Genomic DNA, 18,578 nt, shown 5'->3' with positions numbered 1-18,578 from the left:
GACCGCATCAGGGCACGCGGAACTTCTTGATCTCGTTCGGGAAGTTGGTGTCCCGCAGCACGGTACCGGAAGGGTAGGGCTTGTTGGTGCCCCGGTTCAGAATCTTGATCTTCTTGGTGCGGTCATACGGGCTGACCACCACCGTGGGGTCCGCCGTGGGCCACGCCACGGGAATGGAGGAGGCAGTGGAGGGCTCCACGGGCCTGGGAGCGGCAATGCCGGAACTGGCAGAGTCACTCACGGGATTGGGAACGACAGGCTTGGGCGCAACGGGCGGCGGAGGCGTGATATTGTTGGTGCCTCCCACCATGTTGCCGATGGTGCCGGAATTGGTCTGGGCCGGATCCGGATTGAAGCCGGAATTCTGACCCGCTACCGGATCCAGAGAATTTTCACGCTGAATCTCATTCAACAGGCTGCTGCCCTGGGCGCCCATGGCGCCGGAGCCGGACGGATAGACATTTTCCGTAGGATAAATGCCGATGGGGCGTTCATTCACGCGTTCCGTTTCACAGGAAGGCAGAAGGATTGCGCCTGCGGCCAGCAGCACGCCTATCGTCTGGGAAGTATTCATATGATCTCTCTTCGGGTGATAGCTTTCTGCCAGCATCCTACGGCCCCCTACCTTCATGTCAACCATAAAGCCTGTTTGCCGAACCGCTTCATGACAAGGATTCTCCGGCTTCCGGCCCCTCATCCGTGCAAAGCCGTACGGGGCTGCGGCGCTCCACGGGGGTTTTCAGGCCCGGTGGCGCGTCCTCCGCTTCACTGCGGGAATACACGCTTTCACCTCCGTCCGGCCATGGCCGTTCCACCGTCCCCACATCCTTTTCCTTTCCAAAAATCGGGAAAAAGCCTCCTGCACGCCTTCCCCGGAGCGCTCCGGTACGGAAACAGATTATCCTTCCCTACCCCCTGTGATCTGCTACAATCCGCCCCACATGGATGACGTACAGACATCTAAGAAAAAAATGCCCTCAAAAAAGGAATGGAGGGGCTTTTATTCCCTGATTCTCATTCAAGCCCAGAACGCCTTCAATGAAAAAGCCGCCCAGTTCCTGCTGATTCCCCTGGGCGTCTGGCTGGCCGCCAACAGCGCCGTGTACGGGCCGGACTCCTGGGTCAACTCCCTCCAGTACATCCTTGCCTGCATCTTCGTACTGCCCTACATCCTGTTCTCCCCCTTCGTCGGCTGGCTGGCGGACTGCTTCTGCAAGGCCCGCATCATCCAGTTCATGTCTTTCCTCCAGATCCTGGTGCTGGGGGCCATGTTCCTGTGCTACAAGTATGAGAACATTGAAATGGCCGTCTTCTGGTTCTGCGTCTTCTCCGTCCAGGCGACCATCCTGAGCCCGGCGAAAAAGGGGGTGGTGAAGGACATGGTGGGCTCCCGCCAGCTTGGCTACGCCTCCGGGCTGATGGAAATGAGCCTCATCCTGTCCATGCTGGCGGCGCAGATCGGCATCTTCGTCTGGTTCGACATCCTGCAAGTTTCCTCCAACGACGGCTGGGAAGCCGCCGCCTTCCCCACGCTCATCCTCACCTGCATCGCCGTTCCCGTAGCCATTGCGGCCCTGTCCCTTCCCCGGTACCCGGCCAACCAGACCCGGAAATTCGAGTGGAAGCTCTTTTACGAGCACTTCGTGCAGCTCAAGTACCTGTGGAGTCAGCGGGACCTGAGGCTCAGCGAAATCGGCGTCTCCTACTTCTGGTTCCTGGCCGGGGCCCTGATGCTCATCTCCCTCCAGATCGCCCAGGAGCACCCCATTGACGGCACCGGATTCAGCATGTCCGCGGCCATTCTCATGGCGTGGCTCAGCGGCGGCACGGTGGTGGGCGGCGTCATAGCCTCCATCATTTGCCGTAAAAAAATTGAACTGGGCCTCATCCCCCTGGGCGCGATCGGCTTCACTATCGGCTGCATCTTCCTGTCCTTCTTCGCTCCTGGCTCGCTGCCCAGCAACATCGGCTTCGGTATCACGGGAGCCTTCGCCGCCGCGTACCTGGTGCCGCTGAACGCTCACCTCCAGGACAACTGCGATCCCTCCAACCGCAGCACGGTCATCGCCGCGGGCAACCTGATGGACTGCCTGATGGGCCTGGTGGCCGTCGGCTTCCAGCTCATGCTCAGGAACATCTTCTCCATCCAGAACCAATTCTGGGTGCTGGCCGCCCTGGGCGTGGTCATCACGATTGTGGCGTTCCGTCTCATTCCCCGCGAATTCATCCGCATGATGGGCCTCTGGATCATGAGGATCGTCTACCGCTCCCGCATCATCCACCAGGACCGCATTCCGGAGGACGGCGGAGCCATCATCGTCTCCAACCACGTCACGTACGGGGACGCGCTGTTCCTTTCCCTCATCTGTCCGCGGCCCATCCGCTTCATCGTGGCGGAGGAATTCGTAGCCATCCGCTGGCTCGGCTGGATTCTGGAACTCTTCAACTGCCTCCCCATTTCCTCCCGGAATCCCCGGGAATCCCTGTCCAAGGCCATTCAGGCCCTCAAGGCCGGAGAAGTGATCTGCATCTTCCCGGAAGGCCAGCTCACCCGCACGGGCACCCTGTGCGCCGCGCGCAGGGGGCTGGAAATGCTGGCGAAAAAATCGCGCTGCCCCATCGTTCCCATCTACATGGACGAGCTGTGGGGGAGCATCTTCTCCTACTCCGGCAACCGTTTCTTCTCCAAGGCCCCCCTCCATGTCCCCTACCGCTTCACGGCCGCCATCGGAGAACCCATTGCGCCTGATGCCGTCAACCCCCGCATCGTCATCAACACCCTGCGGGAGCTCTCCTCCACCTGCCTGGAAATTGCCGCCAGCATCGGCAGGGACACCATCCTGAACCACCTGGAGCGCATCGCCCACAAGCCGCTCGTTTTAGCAAAAAACGCGCGGCTCACCGGGTATGAAATAGCCGAATGCCTGATGAACGACACCGTGGAGGCGGACCACCCGGAACTCAGGAAGTGGCTGGCCACCCTGCTGGACAGCTCCCGCTCCCAGAGCCGCCTGTGCGACTTCTGGATGAACGCCCAGCAATTGGAGCGCGTGAACTCCCTCCAGCCCCGGGAACTGCTGCTCACCAGCGTGGGGCATGACGAAGTGCATGAAACGGTGGCCTCCGTCCTGTGGCCCATCCTCACCAGCACCCCCGTGTACCTCATCAGCGACGGAGACCACAGCATGCCGGAGGGCATCAAGCAGGTGACGGGCTCCGACTTCCTGCGCCGAAGGCTGTACAGCCTGGTTCCGGAAACGCGCACGCCGTTTTACGATTTCAGCGGCTCCGGAGACCTGGTGCTTCCCAACATCGGGTGGCGCCCCTGCTTCGCCACGGACCGCGGCATCATTCTGGCCATGTCCATGAAAAGGAGCGTCTTCAAGCTGGATGACGGCACCGTGCAGCTCGGCATGCGGGCCAGAACGCGAGGACGCCTTCTCCCGGGCTTTTACCTGAATCCCCCCCTCTCCAACGTTATCGCCGGGGCTACGCTCCCCACCCCATATTCCCTGCCGCCCAACCTGTATCTGGACGAGTCAGGCTTCCTGGCGGAACTCCAGTCTTCCAACCATGAACAGTAACTCATCATCCCGCCTCCCCATTCCGCAATATGTAATGACGCTGGCGCATGCGGCCGCCCTGCGCTCGGAAGACCCCTACCGCAAGGTGGGAGCTGCCGCCCTGGATGCGGACAACCGCGTGATCGGCACCGCCTACAACGGCCTGTACCCCGGCTTCAAGGCACAGGACACCTTCTGGGCCAGCCGGGACGAACGCCAGAAATACATGCTGCATGCGGAAATCAACCTGTGCAGCCTGTTCCGCAGGGGGGAGGCGAAGGTGGTGGCATGCACCACGATGCCCTGCACCTCATGCATGCAGGCGCTGTGCGCCCATGGCGTTAAAACCATTTATTACTGCGAGCCGTATGACAAGTCCGAGGCTCCGGCCATTGCCAGCCTTTACGGCGTGGAGCTGATCCAGGTCACGGATTACCCGCTCAGCCAGCACTTTCCCCTCGTCCTGGACTGCTGATCTGCGGAAACTCAATCCCGGTGCACGCGGCACGTCCAGCCGGCCATGGGGCGCGGAACGCCGTCAATGGAGAAATCAATGTCCGGTCCGGTTTCCGTAACGGTTCCGGAGACAATCACGCCCGTGCTCCTTTCAGCATCGTCAAAGGAAATATTCACGTCCGCCATGGCGCAGGCGGCGCGGCTGTTGGAAGCCGGCACAATATTCAAAACCCCGGAATTCGCGCCTTCATTGAACCGGTACGTGTAAACCCCATCATACACGATTCTCGTCTCCATCTTGATGACGTCCACATCCCGTCCGCCGAACTGAAGCCTGAACAGCATGTCCCCTCCCTCAAAGAGGCTTACCTGCTGACCGCTGAGGGAAACGCTCCCGTCATCCCCTGATTTTCCCGAACCGCCGCCGCATCCGCACAAAAGCCCGCACACTGTTACAGGAACCAAACACAAAACAGGGAAAAATTTCTTCATGCCCGGAAAAATGCACAACCTGACAATATAAGTCAAGTTCACTCAATTATTATTACATTTTTCCAACATTTTTTAACATCATAAAAAAACCGCCTGTTTTCACAGGCGGCCTCAAGAAAACACAGGCGGCTGTCAACCCACCCAGTTCCAGGTGATGGGAACTTCAATATCGGGATGCAGGCTGTGCTTGACGGGGCAGCTCAGGGCGGCCTGTTCCAGCAGCTTCCTGTCCGGATGATCAGCGGGGAGGGGCACGGTGATGACCACTTCCAGCTTGCCGATGCGGCGCGGGTCAGCATTCATGTGCTTGCCCACTTCCACCGTCATGCCTTCCAGCTTAATTCCTTTGCGTTCGGCCACAATGCCCATGATCGTGCTCATGCAGCCGGCGAGCGCCGCGCCTACCAGGTCCGTGGGGGAGAAGGACTCGCCCTTTCCGTTGTTATCCACGGGGGCATCCGTGGAAAGCTTGGCCCCGGAAGGCTCATGAACCATGGAGCAGTGGAGGCCGCCCTCGTACGTCGTTTTAGTTTTTACCATGACCCTATTTTATACAAGGCGCCGCACCATGCAACACACAAACATTGAATCCCCCCTTTCTTTATGGTAACCGCCTTTGTTATGAGAAACTTTTTGAAAGCCGCCGCCGTTTCCCTGGGTATTTTTGCCGGGGGATCAGGTACGGGGGCGGCACAGGACTTCGGAGCCATGAACTTCGGCGGCGCGGGAGATTTTGGAACGCCCCAGGCATCCGGAACCTCCAAGGCTACAGTCACGTCCTACGGAGAAACACCCTTCGTCATCGTGACGGAGCTGACTCTGCCGGACCACTGGCACGTCTACTACAAGAATCCGGGAACGGTAGGGCTGCCCATGGAAGCCGCGTTCAAGGCCGTTCCCGGCTTCCGGGTGGAAGGCCCCTTCTGGCAAATTCCGGAATTGGGGAAAGGACTCGTGGATTTTTACGGTTACAGCGGGAAGGCGAAAATGGCCTTCCGCGTGACTCCGGAAAAGGACGCCCCTGCGGAAACGACCTTCACCACCACCATGACGTGGCAAATGTGCGCGGAACAATGCGCCGCACCGGAGACCAAAGACTTCAGCGTGACGCTGAAACGCGGAGACGGACAGGCCGCCCCCGACGCGGCCGAACTGTCCGGCGGCATGGCGGGACTTTCCACCCCCGCATGGGCGCAGGGACTGAAGGCCCGGATTTCCCAGGAAGGAAAAACCGTCACCCTGCACCTCAGGACGAACGGGCAACCGGTTCCGGAAGATTCCGTTTATTTCTTCTGCGACCAGGGGGAAATCAACCCCACCACTCCCCAGACCTTCAAAAAACTGGACGGCTCCAACTACGAGCTGGCCATGCAGTACAATGACACTACGGACGGCCTTTACCCCAACAACCTGCCGGAAGCGGACAAAGGAAAACCGCTGGCCAGCCTTTCCGGCATCCTGCGCGCAGGGAAGGAAGGCGTCAGCATCACGGCGGACAACCGCCCCTTTTCCGAGAGAGCGCAGGCGGCGGCAACAGCCGCGGAAGCCTCCCCCGCGTCTTCCGGACCCGTTCCCGCGCCGCCGCTGATGGGACTGGGGGAAATCATGTTCTTCATGTTCATCGGCGGCATCATCCTGAACGTCATGCCGTGCGTCTTCCCGGTAATCGGCCTCAAGATCATGAGCTTCGTCCAGCTGGGAGGGGGGGAACGGAAAAAAGTGCTGGCCCACTCCCTGACCTTCGTGCTGGGCATCCTGATCTCCTTCTGGATCATTACGGCCATCCTGATTGCGCTGAAAGCGAACATGTTCGACTGGGGCGCCCCTGCGGGACCCGGCATTTTCAGCAGTGAATTCTGGCTGGGCCACGGCGCGGAAGGCGTTGTGAACTGGGCCTTCTGGTTTGAAAACCCCTGGGTGAACTTCTGCCTGCTGGGCCTGATGCTCGCCATGGGGCTGAGCATGTTCGGCGTTTTTGAAATAGGCGTCAAGGCCACCACCATGGGCAACGACCTCCAGCACCAGAAGGGCTATGCCGGCTCCTTCTGGTCCGGCGCCCTGGCTACGGTCATTTCCACTCCGTGTAGCGCGCCGTTCCTGGGGCAGGCCATCGGCGCGGCCATGCTCCAGCCTCCGCTGGGCATCGTGCTCTGCCTGACCATGATGGGCCTCGGGATGTCCCTGCCCTACATCATTCTGGGAGCCTTCCCCGTCCTGACCAAATACCTTCCCAAACCGGGAGCGTGGATGGAATCCTTCAAGCAGTCCATGTCCTTCCTGATGTTCGGCACCGCCGCCTACTTCCTGTGGATTTACATTGCGTTCTTTGACGCGGACAACCATCCGCAGGACATCCTGTTCCTGTTCTTCGGCCTGGTGCTGTTCTCCATGGCCTTCTGGGTGTACGGCAGATGGTGCCCCATGTACCGCAGCCGGAAATCCCGCGTCACGGGGGGCATTTTTTCCGTGATTTTCCTGCTGGCCGGCCTGTACTACATGCTCCCTCCGGAAGGAGCCGCCTGGTTCGGCCGCGGAGCGGATTCCGGAACAGCGGATTCCTCCGCAGCTACGGCTCCCGCCCATCAGGCGGAAGGGAGCGTGTGGACCCCCTGGAGCCCGGAAGCCATGCAGGCCGCCCTGAAGGAGGGAAAGCCCGTTTACGTGGACTTCACGGCCCGGTGGTGCTCCACCTGCCAGGTCAACAAGGCATCCTACACGGATGAAGTGCTGGCCGCCTTCAGGAAATACGGCATTGTCATGATGAAGGCGGACAAAACCCGCACGAACCCCGCCATTGACCAGGAACTCAAAAACCTGGGACGCACGGCGGTTCCCGTGAACGCCCTGTACCTGCCCGGCAAAAAGCCGGTCGTCACCCGGGAACTCCTGTCCCCCTCCTACCTGCTGGAATTCCTGGAAACGGAAATGGACCGCTGAAAGCGGCCTTTTCCGCAGACGGAAACCAGTCCGGACCACAAAAGCAACGGCAAGGCGGACAAGAAACCGGGAAAACTCAGCCTTCCCGGTTCAGCAGGGGCATCAGCGCCTCCGCCCAGGCCTGGTAGCCTTTCGCCGTCAGGTGCACCTTGTCTCTGAACATTCCTTCCCGGAACGTTCCGTCCGCATTCAACAGGCGTCCGTTAATGGAGAGAATGGTGGTCCGGGGCAGTTTCAAACCGCGCAGGCGTTCATTGATCTCCTCCTGCCGCTTGCGGAGAGGTGCGGAAGGATTGGGACCGTAGGGCGTCACCTCCATCAGGATCAGACGGGTTTCCGGGAACCTCTTCAGCAGGCGCACGGCCACTTCCCGGATGCCCTTTACCGTTTCTTCCGCGGGCTGCTTCCCTTCCCACCGGCCGATGTTATTCGTCCCGGCCAGCAGAACGCAGTAACGCGGCGGCGTTTTGACTGCCAGCTCCGTATCCTCCATGCGCCACAGGATGCTCTCCGTCCTGTCTCCGCTGACGCCGAAGTTGACCGCCTTCATCGGCAGGAACACCTTCTTCCACCATTCCGCGCCTTCCTGCTCCCAGCCCTGCGTGATGGAATCCCCCACGAACAGGATGCCGCACTCCTTCCCCAGCAACTGCTCCCGGACTACCTTGTAACGGGCGGGAACCCAGTGCTGCGTGTTCATCCTGGGAACGTCCGGGGGATCCGGGACAATCCCTGCCGGGGGCTTCTCCGCAAAAACGGAAGAAAGGGACAGGAGCAGAAAAGCGGCAAGAAAAACGGGAGCTTTCATCTTCCCTGTAATACGCATGGACGGCAGACCAATCTTTCCAAGAGAAAAGGAAAATCACTTTCCCAACGCCCTGCCAAGCACCTCCAGGGGCTGGGAGGACAGCTTCAGCTCCCGCACCAGGAACCGGACGACGAGCAGGCTTCCCAGCGCATCATACAGGGCGTCATGCCACCGGCGGCCGGGAAGCAGCGCATCCACGGAGGGGGTTAGCCCCAGGGAATCACACAAGGTGGACAGGGAATAATCCGGCAGGCCCGGCACGCACATCTTCCCGAGCGCCAGCGTATCCAGCCACGGCCCGAAGCCGTGCCCCGGAAAGCGGCGCAGGAACTTCCGTTCCGTGGCGGGGTTATGCCCCACCACCACGGCGTCCCCCAGGCGGGAACGGATAGCCGGCCACAGGGAGGGAAAGGAAGGCGCATCCGCCAGCATTTCCGTAGTAATGCCGTGCACCTGGGAGGCCGACCATAAAACGGGTTTGTCCGTAGAAATATAGGACGTCCACAGCTCCGGCTCCCCTTCCAGGGAAGGACAGGCGGCAATGCCTATCTGAACGGGCTGGTCCGTCTCCCCCCGTGCAGCCCCAGCGGATTCAAAATCAATGGCGGCGAAGCGCAGGGCGCCAATCATGTCTGCGGGCAGAGGCATATCAGAACAACTCCAGCTGGGCGTACTCTCCGGTGGGCATATCGTCGTCCATGTCCGTATTCTTGGCCCTGGGTTCCGCCAGACGGGCGCGGTCCTTTTTCCGGGGCCGCGTGGAATTCATTTCCAGATGGGACAGGATGGCCTTGGCGCGGTCCACGATGGCGGCAGGCATGCCCGCCAGGCGGGCCACCTGGATGCCGTAGGACTTGTCCGCCGCCCCCTGCACGATCTTGCGCAGGAACACAATCTCCTCCTTCCATTCCCGCACGGCCACATTGTAATTCTGCACGCCGGCCCTGGAACGGGCCAGGTCCGTCAGTTCATGGTAATGTGTGGCGAACAGGGTGCGGGACTTCAACTCGTCATGCAGGTATTCCGCCACGGCCCACGCGATGGAAAGGCCGTCAAAGGTGGCGGTCCCGCGCCCGATTTCATCCAGAATAATCAGGGAACGCTCCGTGGCGTTGTTCAGGATCAAAGACGTCTCACTCATCTCCACCATGAAGGTGGACTGCCCGCGCGCCAGGTCGTCGCTGGCCCCCACGCGGCAGAAAATGCGGTCCACCAGGCCGATGTGGGCGGACTCCGCCGGAACGTAAGCCCCGATCTGGGCCATCAGCGTAATCAGGGCCACCTGGCGGATATAGGTGCTCTTGCCCGCCATGTTGGGCCCGGTCAGCAGGATGAGGCGGTTTTCCTCCGGTTCCAGAAAGGCGTCATTGGGCACGAACACGTCGCCGGAAACATTCTGCTCGATAACGGGATGGCGGCCGTTGACAATGCGCAGGGTCATGGAATTGTCCAGCACGGGGCGGCAGTACTGGTACTGCTGCGCGCCCTCCGCCAGCCCCAGCAGCACGTCCAGGTCCGCCATGGCGTCCGCCGTAATCTGGATGCCGTCAATGTGGCGCCCCACTTCCTCCCGCAGCAGCAGGAACTGTTCATACTCCACCTGGCGGGAACGTTCGTCCGCCCCCAGGATGGTATTCTCCATCTGCTTGAGCTCCGGGGTGACGAAGCGTTCCGCATTCACCAGCGTCTGCTTGCGCTGGTAGTCGGGAGGCACCTTGTCGTAATGGCTCTTGGTTACTTCAATGTAGTAGCCGAAAACGTTGTTGAAGCGGATTTTCAGGGAATCAATGCCCGTCCGCCTGCGCTCCTTCTCCTGGAGCTGGGCCAGCCACTCCTTCCCGTCGCGGGAAGCCAGGCGCAACTCATCCAGCCCGGCGTGGTACCCTTCCCGGATGATGCCGCCCTCCTTGATCGTCACGGGCGGCTCATCCACCAGGGCGCGCTGGAGCAGGTCCACCAGCTCGTCAAAGCAGCCCATGCGGGAGCGGATGCTTTCCAGCATTTCCCCGCTTCCGGGCAGGGATTCCAGATCATCCCTGAGCGCGGGAATGCGCCCCAGGGAGGAAGCCAGCGCCTGGAGGTCACGGGCGTTCCCCGCGCCCTGGGAAATGCGGCCCGTCAGCCGTTCCATGTCCCGGACGTTTTTCAGGCTCTCCCGCAGCTTGCTCATCAGGTAGGGTTCCTGCAAAAGAACGGAGATCATCTCCTGCCGCGCCTGGAGCTTTTCCAGGTCGCACAGGGGGTGGAGCAGCCAGTCCCGGAGCTTGCGCGCGCCCATCGGGGTGCTCGTCCTGTCCAGGGTGCCCAGCAGGGAAAGCTTCACGCCGCCGCGGGAATCCACCAGGTCCAGGTTCCTCTGGCTGGCCTGGTCAATCAGCACGGCGCTCTCCGTGGCGCGCACGGAAATACGGCGCAAATGGTCCGTGGGGCGGCGGAGCTGGTAGCCCAGGTAATGAAGCACCGCGCCAGACGCCCCCAAAGCGGCGGTCATCTCCCCGCAGCCGAAACCGTCCAGGGAATGCACCCGGAAGTGGCTCAGCAGATTGGGAATGGCCGTGGAAGGCAGGAACGTATACCCGTCGTAATAAAGCGTGGGATAGGCGCCGGGGAAGCAGTCCGTCTGCTCGTCGCTGACCAGAAGTTCGGAAGGATTGATGCGGGACAGCTCGTCCAGAAGCAGGTCCATGTGCTCAAACTGGGCCACGGAAAATTCCCCCGTGGTGTGGTCCACGCATGCCAGGCCGAAATGCTTTTTATCCTTATAAAGAGCCACGATGTAATTGTGGCGGGAGGAATCCAGCAGATTCATATCCGCCAGGGTTCCGGCGGAAATCACGCGGGTCAGCTCCCGCTCCACCAGCTTGCCCGGCTGCGGAATGGTGGTCTGCTCCGCAATCGCCACGCGCTTCCCTCCCTTCACCAGGCGGCCAATATACCCTTCCGCGCTGTGGTGAGGCACCCCGCACATCGGAATGCCGTGGCGCTTGGTCAGCGTCAGGCCCAGAATGGAGGAAGCCTCCTTGGCGTCCTCAAAGAACATCTCATAAAAATCCCCCAGCCGGAAAAACAGCAGGACGTCCTCCGGCAAGCCCTTCTTCATGCGAAGGTACTGATCCATCATCGGGGTGGAGGTAGGTCCGGAATTACTCATAAATAACGGTGAAAGAGTAATCTGATTGCGGCTGCAAGGCAAGATTGGAATCTTGTTAGAACCGGGCCGCCATGCCGCTTTTCCAAGGAAAAACCGGGGAGAGAGCCCCCAAATCCCTGGTAAAGAAAATGCGCTGACGCAACAATCATTGCCCCTTTTTTCTTCCGGGCCGGATCAGGCCCCCATCATGCGGAGGAGCGCAAACATCCTGTCACCGATTCCTTTGCTCCGACGGACGGCCAACAAGCCGTCCCCCCTCCGGAAAGATAAAAAAGCCGTGCCGCTGTCAGACAGAGGCACGGCGGAAAATCCAGATCACCGGGGGTTAGTACTCCACCACGGGAGCATCCTTCCACAGGGTGTCCATACCGTAGAATTCGCGCGTTTCCTGCCCCATGATGTGAACCATCACGTCAATGTAGTCCACCACGGACCACAGCGCCACGGGCGTGTCTTCCACATAGGTGGGGAGGGCTCCCGTCTTTTCCCGGACGGATTCTTCCAGCTCCCGGATGACGGCGCGCAGGTGGGGGACGGACAAGCCCGTGCACACCACCATGAAATCCGTCAGGGAAGACATGCCGCGCAGGTCGTACACCTGCACGTTTTCAGCCTTGGCGTCATCCGCGGCGCGGGCGCACATCCTGGCCAGTTCCATCGCATCGTTGGCTACCATAATTGATTCGTTTCTATTGGATTATTTCTTCTCTTCGCCGTCCTTGCCGTACTCCTCCACGGGATTGTAGGAAAAGGGGTCCTGCTCCGTCTGGCCGCTCTCCTTCTTCCGTTCCTCCGCGTCCTCCGTGCGGTCTTCTTCGGCATCCTTCTTCACGGAAGAACCGGAATCACCCTTCCCGGGCTGCTCTTCCACCTCCGAAGGCATGGGAGGCGGGGTCACCTTGGCGGGAGGATTCTTCATTTCCCCGTATTCCAGAATGTCCATGACCTGGGAGCCTTCCAGCGTTTCAAATTCCATCAGGGCTTCCGTCAGCATGTCCAGCTTGTCCCGGTTCTCCGTCAGGATGGTCATGGCGCGTTCATAGGCGCTGTCCACCAGGAAGCGGACTTCCGAGTCAATCAGTTCCGCCGTGGATTCGGAATAATTGCGGGATCGCGTCCCCAGGTCGCGGGCAATGTACACTTCCCCCTGGTGTTCGCCGTATTCGATCAGCCCCAGTTTCTCGCTCATGCCGAACTCGCACACCATGCGGCGGGCCAGGCTGGTGGCGCTCTTGATGTCTCCGGTAGCTCCGCTGGTCACGTCGCCAAAGACGATTTGTTCAGCGCAGCGGCCGCCCATCGCCACGACGAGCTGGTCAAGCATCTCGGACCGGAGCTGGTGCATCTTGTCGTCCGAAGGAAGCCACATGGTCATGCCCAGGGCTCCCCCGCGGGGAACGATGGTCACCCGGTGCAGAGGTTCGCTGTGCGGCGTTTTCAGCAGGCAGATGGCGTGTCCCGCCTCATGCACGGCGGTAATGCGACGCCCGCGTTCATTGATCGCCAGGCTGCGGCGTTCGCGGCCCCAACTGACCTTGTCGCGGGCTTCTTCCAGTTCCGCTTCCGTAATCTCCTTCAATCCCTTGCGGGCGGCCAGCAGGGCGGCTTCATTGATCAGGTTGGCCAACTGGGCTCCGGAGAAGCCGGCCGTGCCGCGGGCAATGCGCGCAAAACCGACTCCGGGAGCCATTTTTACCTTTCTGGCGTGCACCTGGAGGATTTGTTCGCGCCCCCGGACGTCCGGAAGGTTCACCACCACCTGCCGGTCAAAACGGCCCGGACGGAGCAGCGCCGGGTCCAGGATGTCCGCACGGTTGGTCGCCGCAATTACGATCACATTGGAGTTGTTTTCAAAACCGTCCATCTCCACCAGCAGGGCGTTCAGCGTCTGCTCCCGTTCGTCATTGCCGCCGCCCATGCCGTAGCCGCGCTGACGGCCCACGGCGTCAATTTCATCAATGAAAATCAGGCTGGGGGCCGTTCTCTTGGCTTGCTCAAACATGTCGCGCACGCGGCTCGCGCCCACGCCCACGAACATTTCCACAAAGTCCGAACCGCTGATGGAATAAAAAGATGCATTGGATTCCCCGGCGATGGCGCGTGCCAGCAGGGTCTTGCCCGTACCGGGAGAGCCCACCATCAGCACGCCGCGGGGAATGGTGGCGCCCAGGTCACGAAACTTTTCCGGATTGCGCAGGAATTCCACCAGTTCCCATACCTCCTCCTTCGCCTCGCTGATGCCGGCCACGTCCTTGAACGTCACCTTGTTCTTGTCCGGGGCGATGAGGCGCGCCCGGCTCTTGCCGAAGCTCATGGCGCCCCTGGCCCCGCCGCTCTGCGCGCGGAACATGAAGAACAGGATTACCAGAATGAGCACGATAGGCAGCAGGTTCAGCAGAATGCCGCCCCAGGAGCCGGACTCGCGCTTGAACTTCGTATCCGGTCCCAGCAACTGTTTGACCCGGTCTCCCTGGAATTCCAGGGTAAAAGGCACTTCCACGCGTTCAAAACGCTGCTTGTCCACGGAGGCGTCCCCCGTGGCCGCAGGCCAGATGCGGGTGACAATCTGGCCGACCAGCACGTTCTGGTTCCCGTCTTCCGCCAGGAGAAGGCCCTCATTTCCGCCCGCGATGCGGCCTTCCAGAGCCAGGCGGTTGAACTCGGGCACGGAAAGCTTCTGCGCTTCTTCAGGAATAATGGAAACATTTTTCCCCGCCTCCGTCCGGTACGGGCTTTCCACCATCCTGTAGCCGGAAAGCTCGTTCAGCAGGGGCTTGTCGCGGTCCGGCAGGGACATGGAATAGGACAGCACGAAGGGTTTCATTTCCACCTTCGGCTGGATGTCCTTTTTATAAACCAGCGCATGGATGACGCCTTCAGAGCCGTTCTCGCTCAGCACCACTTCCACGGGGGCCTTCGGGTCGTTCAGCACCACGCGGCCCGCCTTGTACTGGGCTTCAAAGGATTCCAGGTTTTCCTTGCGGGGCCCCAGTCCAAAGGATTCCGGGGTGAAAAATCCGAACGCGAGGACGCCTGCAATGAGAAGAACCATGACCCACACGCCCCAGTTGGGGGATTCGGGCTTTCCGGAGCCGGGAAATTTGGGAGGACGAGGAGGACTGGGTGGCATTCTGTCAGACATAATGTGGTTAGCACACAGAAGTTAATGAATCGGGCGGCATGATACGCGAGTCCTTGTAAAATAAAACTTTTTTCCGAGACATGCCATACAGCCGGCGCAGGATGGAACCGGACCGTTCCGGGCCCGGAAGCGCCTTCCGGCAATGAGGCAATAGACAGCGCGGGATTCAGTCCCGTTTCCTTTTTCTGCGTCGTCCCTCGTGATTCGCGCTTTCCCCGTTCATGCGCTGCTGGAGGCGGCGCTTCCACTGGGGCATCTTTTCCGCCGTTTCCGCCGGATGAAAGCCGCTCCCCTTCCGGCTCTTTTCCTGCCAGGCGCTCTCCTCCTGCGCCTCCAGCCGTTCCCGCCGCCGCTGTTCCTGAATTTCCGCCAGTTTCCTGGCGCGCCGGATTTCCACCCGCTTGCTCACCTCCCCGTGGGCGGAGGTCACGCGCCACGGGCCGATGCGGTGGGGATACGTGATGGGCGCGCAGATCAGCTCCGCATCCAGAAACCGCATGGAGCCCACCAGCAGGTTCTTGACGTTTGCCAGCAGGCCGCCGTCCGTCCAGACGCCGCCCATGCCCATTTCGAGCAGAAAAGCCAGGTGAAGCGTTTCCGCCTCCGAGGCCAGAATGGAAAAATCCCTCAGGGAAATGCCCTCCGCCGGCTCTTCATGCGGGGCGGCTACGGAAGCAGCCCGGAGAAGAAACATCGTATCCCGGACCTTGCGGCTCAGGGCGCAGACCAGTTCCCCCACCTTGGGACGGGCGTCAAAACGGTAGTCCTTCACCTCCACCAGCCATAAATCCCGGCGTTCCGGATGATACAGCAGGAAGTCCATCTCCTTGCACCCCCCGCAGAAATTCTGCGCCTGCCGGGCATAATAGTCCGAGCATTCAATGCGGCACACGACGTAGCCTTCATCGATCCAGAAACGGTGGACTCCCTCCACGTAATGAGCTTCTGACGGCTTATGACTCATAGCTCAGCTTCAAATACCTGTCCGCCTGCTCGATTTCCGCTTCAAGAGATTCGATAGGCCCCACATCCTCCAGGGATTCCCCCCAGGTCACCTTTACCCCGGAGCGGTCTCCCCGCGGCACGCTCATCCCGAAAAACTTCCTCTGCACCATGGCATTGCGGGGTTCGGAAAGCTGAATCATCAGCTCCCGCAGCAGGAACAGGCTGTGGGAGGACAGAATCACCTGCACCCCCGTCTTGGCAAGCCCCGTCAGGGTTTTCACCAGCACGGGCAGATGGGAGGCGTTCAGGTTCATTTCCGGCTCATCCCAGAACAGCACGGACCCTCTTTTCACGGAACCGTTCCGGATCAGGTAGCTCAGCGTGCCCAGCCTTTTGAAGCCCTCCGCCACCAGGCTCATCTCGATCGGCTGCTGTCCGGGACGCTGCAAAAAGAACCGTCCGTCGCGCTTCACCACCTCCCCGCCGATGATCTTCTCCAGCCTGGCGACCACGCGCCCGGCGTCCGTGCTGATAGGTTCCGCTGCCGCATCCACGTCCAGGTAACGGCAGAGGTCCCAGCTCCCCCCGTCCAGGAACTCGGGGAACCTGCTCCCCACCTGTACAAAGCTCGGGTAAATGGTCAGAACCTCCCGCGCCGCCAGGAACACCACCGGCACGTTCAGGAAGCGTTTGGGCATCTCCTGAATGCTCAGCCCCTCCTCCTCATGCCCCGCCTGAAAATCAAACACCAGGTTCCCCATGCCTTCCGGCACCCCGTCCCCCTCCATGGAAGCCTCCACATGGGCATGGGCGTTCCCGCGGTTCCGTGCCGTCAGCCCGGCCAGTCCGCGGGACGCAAACACCCGCATCAGGTCCTTCCGGAGCCGCTGTTCCTCCGCCCATTTCTCCGGCAGGGACTTCCTGCCCCCGTCCGCGCTCCACTTGGCTACGGTATAGCACAATTTCAGCAGATGGCTCTTGCCGGAATCATTGCCGCCCACCACCACATTGATTCCGGGGACAAACTCAAAATGTTCGCTCCCGGGAAACACCGTCACGCCGCGCACCAGTAGGTCATGTATCATACCGTTCCCAATGTAGCACAGAAGCGCATGCCGTAAATTACAAATGCCGCCAGCTTCCGTCACCGGGAAGCCTTCCGGAAAAGCAGCGGAAAACCGGGATGAAGGAAAAAGATTGCCGCCCGGCTCCATCCACGCTTTTCCAGAGCCTGTCTCCCGGAAAACGCAGAAAAAACGCCTGCTCCCGCCCTCCGCCGCCTTTCCCCCCGCCCAAGTCCGCATACACCCGGAAGGCGGCGCATTTTAAGCTTCCCATTGACGGACGCCTTATTAAAGTAGTCCGCATGAGCGCACAATGGACCACCGCCAGGGAATATACGGATATCAAGTATGAAACAACGGACGACGGCAGCATCGCGAAAATCACGATCAACCGCCCCCAAGTCCGCAACGCGTTCCGTCCCCAGACCGTGCATGAAATGCTCAACGCCCTCAACGCCGCGCATGAAGACCCCAAGGTGGGCGTGGTCATCCTGACCGGGGAAGGCCCTGACGCCTTCTGCTCCGGCGGCGACCAGAAAGTGCGCGGAAATGCCGGCTACATCGGTGAAGACGGCGTGCCGCGCCTGAATATTCTGGATGTGCAGCGCACCATCCGCACCATGCCCAAGCCCGTCGTCGCCATGGTGGCCGGCTACGCCATCGGCGGTGGGCACGTCCTCCATGTCGTCTGCGACCTCACCATCGCCGCGGACAACGCCAAATTCGGCCAGACGGGACCCAAGGTCGGCTCCTTTGACGGCGGTCTCGGCTCCTCCTACCTGGCACGCATCGTGGGCCAGAAAAAGGCTCGGGAAATCTGGTACCTGTGCAGGCAGTACGACGCGCGGGAAGCACTGGACATGGGACTGGTCAATACCGTGGTGCCTCTGGAAAAGCTGGAAGAGGAAACGCTCTCCTGGTGCCGCCAGATGCTCCGGCACAGCCCCCTGGCCCTCCGCTGCCTGAAAGCCTCCCTGAACGCTGACTGCGACGGACAGATGGGCCTGCTGGACCTGGCCGGAAACGCCACCCTGCTCTACTACATGAGCGAGGAAGCGAAGGAAGGCAAAAACGCCTTCGTCGAAAAACGCGCACCCGACTTCTCCAAATTCCCCAGACTCCCGTAACCCCTCCGCACCATGTCCCCCAACTCCGACAACGAAGGCGCCACCCGGAACGGCTCCGCCGGCAGGGAATCCCTGCACGACCTGCCGGAACATGAAAACATCGTGGAACATTTCTACGATCCGGAGGAACAGGCCGGCCAGGAGAAACCCGTCCGTGAAAAAACGCCCTTCTCCCTGATCGGCAACCTCATCTTCCTGTTCACCATAGCCATTCTGGCGGCTATTTCCTGGCTGATTTATTCCTCCTGGAGCCCGCAGAACACGGCTGACCTGCCCGGCTTCCGCCAAAAGGAAAACGCTCCGGACATCCCCAAAATCCTGAAACAGGCCATTAACAGGGACGCCTCCGTTTCCTTTTCGGAAGAAGACATCAACCGCTACCTGGCCTCCTCCGTCCATCCGCAGCAGCACGGAGCCCTGGCCATCTTCGCCACCAATCCGGCGGTAGGCATCCGGCTGCACGGCGGCAAGGAACAGCCGGACGGCGCCATCGGGGAAGGCTGCATGGAAATCATCATTGAACGCTATACGGGCATCGACTCCCGCCAGACGATTTCCCTGTTCCTGACGCCCTTCCAGTCCATGGACCCGCACAACTACATGGCGGTGCAGACCCGCTTTGAATTCTACAATGACGAGACTCTGCCGGGGGGTATCCACGTGGGTGGCACCATCGGCAGCCTTTCCGTCCCCCAGGGCTACATGATCTTTCTCCTTCCCGCATTTGAAAACCTGCTCCAGGCCTATCTGCCGCTCATCCACATGATTGAGGAAAGCGGCATGGGCATCCACATCAGTGAAGGCAGGCTGAACCTGACGCCTCCGCAAAAACGCACGCTGTAGCGGAAATCCGCAGGGGTTCCGCAAGGGCCAAACACCAAAGCTCAAAGGTC

15 protein-coding genes are annotated in these 18,578 nt (G+C 60.7%); 5 read left to right on the top strand and 10 right to left on the bottom strand.

Features of this window, described 5'->3' with window-relative positions; translation table 11 throughout:
- Positions 1–7: 7 nt before the first annotated feature.
- Positions 8–574, bottom strand: a complete 567-nt coding sequence (locus P8A25_RS03050) for a hypothetical protein (protein ID WP_215442480.1) — start codon at positions 572–574, stop codon at positions 8–10.
- Between the two features lie 397 nt (positions 575–971).
- Between P8A25_RS03050 and P8A25_RS03045 the strand changes: the two genes are divergently transcribed.
- Positions 972–3,584, top strand: a complete 2,613-nt coding sequence (locus P8A25_RS03045; RefSeq protein ID WP_180971081.1) for an MFS transporter — start codon at positions 972–974, stop codon at positions 3,582–3,584.
- Positions 3,574–4,038 (top strand): hypothetical protein, encoded by a 465-nt coding sequence (locus tag P8A25_RS03040; protein WP_022397758.1) that lies wholly within the window; start codon positions 3,574–3,576, stop codon positions 4,036–4,038. Before P8A25_RS03045 ends, P8A25_RS03040 begins: the two co-directional genes overlap by 11 nt.
- An 11-nt stretch (positions 4,039–4,049) precedes the next feature.
- Here the strand turns inward: P8A25_RS03040 and P8A25_RS03035 are convergent, their stop codons facing one another.
- Together P8A25_RS03035 and P8A25_RS03030 are read right to left on the bottom strand one after the other, a co-directional pair.
- On the bottom strand, positions 4,050–4,511 hold the full coding sequence (locus P8A25_RS03035; protein WP_146017876.1) for a hypothetical protein: 462 nt from the start codon (positions 4,509–4,511) through the stop codon (positions 4,050–4,052).
- Between the two features lie 132 nt (positions 4,512–4,643).
- Positions 4,644–5,051, bottom strand: coding sequence for an OsmC family protein (locus tag P8A25_RS03030; protein ID WP_022397756.1), 408 nt, complete (start codon positions 5,049–5,051; stop codon positions 4,644–4,646).
- A gap of 81 nt (positions 5,052–5,132) precedes the next feature.
- On the opposite strand from P8A25_RS03030, the gene P8A25_RS03025 reads away from it, so the two are divergent.
- Positions 5,133–7,448, top strand: coding sequence for a thioredoxin family protein (locus tag P8A25_RS03025; protein WP_180972878.1), 2,316 nt, complete (start codon positions 5,133–5,135; stop codon positions 7,446–7,448).
- 76 nt (positions 7,449–7,524) lie between these two features.
- Here the strand turns inward: P8A25_RS03025 and P8A25_RS03020 are convergent, their stop codons facing one another.
- The 7 genes from P8A25_RS03020 to P8A25_RS02990 form a co-directional block, all read right to left on the bottom strand.
- Positions 7,525–8,256: a GDSL-type esterase/lipase family protein gene (locus tag P8A25_RS03020; protein WP_215442479.1), complete on the bottom strand. Its 732-nt coding sequence runs from the start codon at positions 8,254–8,256 to the stop codon at positions 7,525–7,527.
- Positions 8,257–8,310: 54 nt separating this feature from the next.
- Positions 8,311–8,904 carry a 3'-5' exonuclease gene (locus tag P8A25_RS03015; protein ID WP_102726579.1) on the bottom strand — a complete coding sequence of 198 codons (594 nt, stop codon included), beginning with the start codon at positions 8,902–8,904 and terminating at the stop codon, positions 8,311–8,313.
- Between the two features lies 1 nt (position 8,905).
- The gene (gene mutS, locus P8A25_RS03010) at positions 8,906–11,407 is read right to left on the bottom strand and encodes a DNA mismatch repair protein MutS (protein WP_404838758.1); all 2,502 of its coding nucleotides are present in this window, start codon (positions 11,405–11,407) and stop codon (positions 8,906–8,908) included.
- A 325-nt stretch (positions 11,408–11,732) separates the two neighbouring features.
- Positions 11,733–12,083 (bottom strand): ribosome silencing factor, encoded by a 351-nt coding sequence (gene rsfS / locus P8A25_RS03005; protein ID WP_102726581.1) that lies wholly within the window; start codon positions 12,081–12,083, stop codon positions 11,733–11,735.
- Positions 12,084–12,104: 21 nt separating this feature from the next.
- The gene (gene ftsH, locus P8A25_RS03000; protein WP_022397750.1) at positions 12,105–14,549 is read right to left on the bottom strand and encodes an ATP-dependent zinc metalloprotease FtsH; all 2,445 of its coding nucleotides are present in this window, start codon (positions 14,547–14,549) and stop codon (positions 12,105–12,107) included.
- A gap of 166 nt (positions 14,550–14,715) precedes the next feature.
- A complete protein-coding gene (locus P8A25_RS02995; protein ID WP_102721885.1) occupies positions 14,716–15,513 on the bottom strand; it encodes a hypothetical protein in 798 nt (265 codons plus the stop codon).
- Positions 15,503–16,579, bottom strand: a complete 1,077-nt coding sequence (locus P8A25_RS02990; RefSeq protein WP_146019188.1) for an ATP/GTP-binding protein — start codon at positions 16,577–16,579, stop codon at positions 15,503–15,505. The genes P8A25_RS02995 and P8A25_RS02990 overlap by 11 nt, the downstream gene beginning before the upstream one ends.
- 281 nt (positions 16,580–16,860) lie before the next feature.
- Here P8A25_RS02990 and menB point away from each other — a divergent pair, with 281 nt between their 5' ends.
- Together menB and P8A25_RS02980 are read left to right on the top strand one after the other, a co-directional pair.
- Complete coding sequence (menB, locus tag P8A25_RS02985; RefSeq protein WP_022397747.1) at positions 16,861–17,685, top strand: 1,4-dihydroxy-2-naphthoyl-CoA synthase; 825 nt, start codon at positions 16,861–16,863, stop codon at positions 17,683–17,685.
- A 12-nt stretch (positions 17,686–17,697) separates the two neighbouring features.
- A complete protein-coding gene (locus P8A25_RS02980; protein ID WP_022397746.1) occupies positions 17,698–18,528 on the top strand; it encodes a hypothetical protein in 831 nt (276 codons plus the stop codon).
- Positions 18,529–18,578: the final 50 nt, after the last annotated feature.

The organism is Akkermansia sp. BCRC 18949 (genome assembly GCF_045011645.1).
GTDB classification, from domain to species: Bacteria; Verrucomicrobiota; Verrucomicrobiia; order Verrucomicrobiales; family Akkermansiaceae; genus Akkermansia; species Akkermansia massiliensis.
Note: the sequence above shows the minus strand (reverse complement) of the source record. Positions and strands in the feature narration are given on the sequence as shown.

Coding starts and splice junctions, on each gene's coding strand:
- P8A25_RS03050 (WP_215442480.1), bottom strand. CDS start 574: ATGAATACTTCCCAGACGATAGGCGTGCTGCTGGCCGCAGGCGCAATC.
- P8A25_RS03045 (WP_180971081.1), top strand. CDS start 972: ATGCCCTCAAAAAAGGAATGGAGGGGCTTTTATTCCCTGATTCTCATT.
- P8A25_RS03040 (WP_022397758.1), top strand. CDS start 3,574: ATGAACAGTAACTCATCATCCCGCCTCCCCATTCCGCAATATGTAATG.
- P8A25_RS03035 (WP_146017876.1), bottom strand. CDS start 4,511: ATGAAGAAATTTTTCCCTGTTTTGTGTTTGGTTCCTGTAACAGTGTGC.
- P8A25_RS03030 (WP_022397756.1), bottom strand. CDS start 5,051: ATGGTAAAAACTAAAACGACGTACGAGGGCGGCCTCCACTGCTCCATG.
- P8A25_RS03025 (WP_180972878.1), top strand. CDS start 5,133: ATGAGAAACTTTTTGAAAGCCGCCGCCGTTTCCCTGGGTATTTTTGCC.
- P8A25_RS03020 (WP_215442479.1), bottom strand. CDS start 8,256: ATGAAAGCTCCCGTTTTTCTTGCCGCTTTTCTGCTCCTGTCCCTTTCT.
- P8A25_RS03015 (WP_102726579.1), bottom strand. CDS start 8,904: ATGCCTCTGCCCGCAGACATGATTGGCGCCCTGCGCTTCGCCGCCATT.
- mutS (WP_404838758.1), bottom strand. CDS start 11,407: ATGAGTAATTCCGGACCTACCTCCACCCCGATGATGGATCAGTACCTT.
- rsfS (WP_102726581.1), bottom strand. CDS start 12,083: ATGGTAGCCAACGATGCGATGGAACTGGCCAGGATGTGCGCCCGCGCC.
- ftsH (WP_022397750.1), bottom strand. CDS start 14,549: ATGTCTGACAGAATGCCACCCAGTCCTCCTCGTCCTCCCAAATTTCCC.
- P8A25_RS02995 (WP_102721885.1), bottom strand. CDS start 15,513: ATGAGTCATAAGCCGTCAGAAGCTCATTACGTGGAGGGAGTCCACCGT.
- P8A25_RS02990 (WP_146019188.1), bottom strand. CDS start 16,579: ATGATACATGACCTACTGGTGCGCGGCGTGACGGTGTTTCCCGGGAGC.
- menB (WP_022397747.1), top strand. CDS start 16,861: ATGAGCGCACAATGGACCACCGCCAGGGAATATACGGATATCAAGTAT.
- P8A25_RS02980 (WP_022397746.1), top strand. CDS start 17,698: ATGTCCCCCAACTCCGACAACGAAGGCGCCACCCGGAACGGCTCCGCC.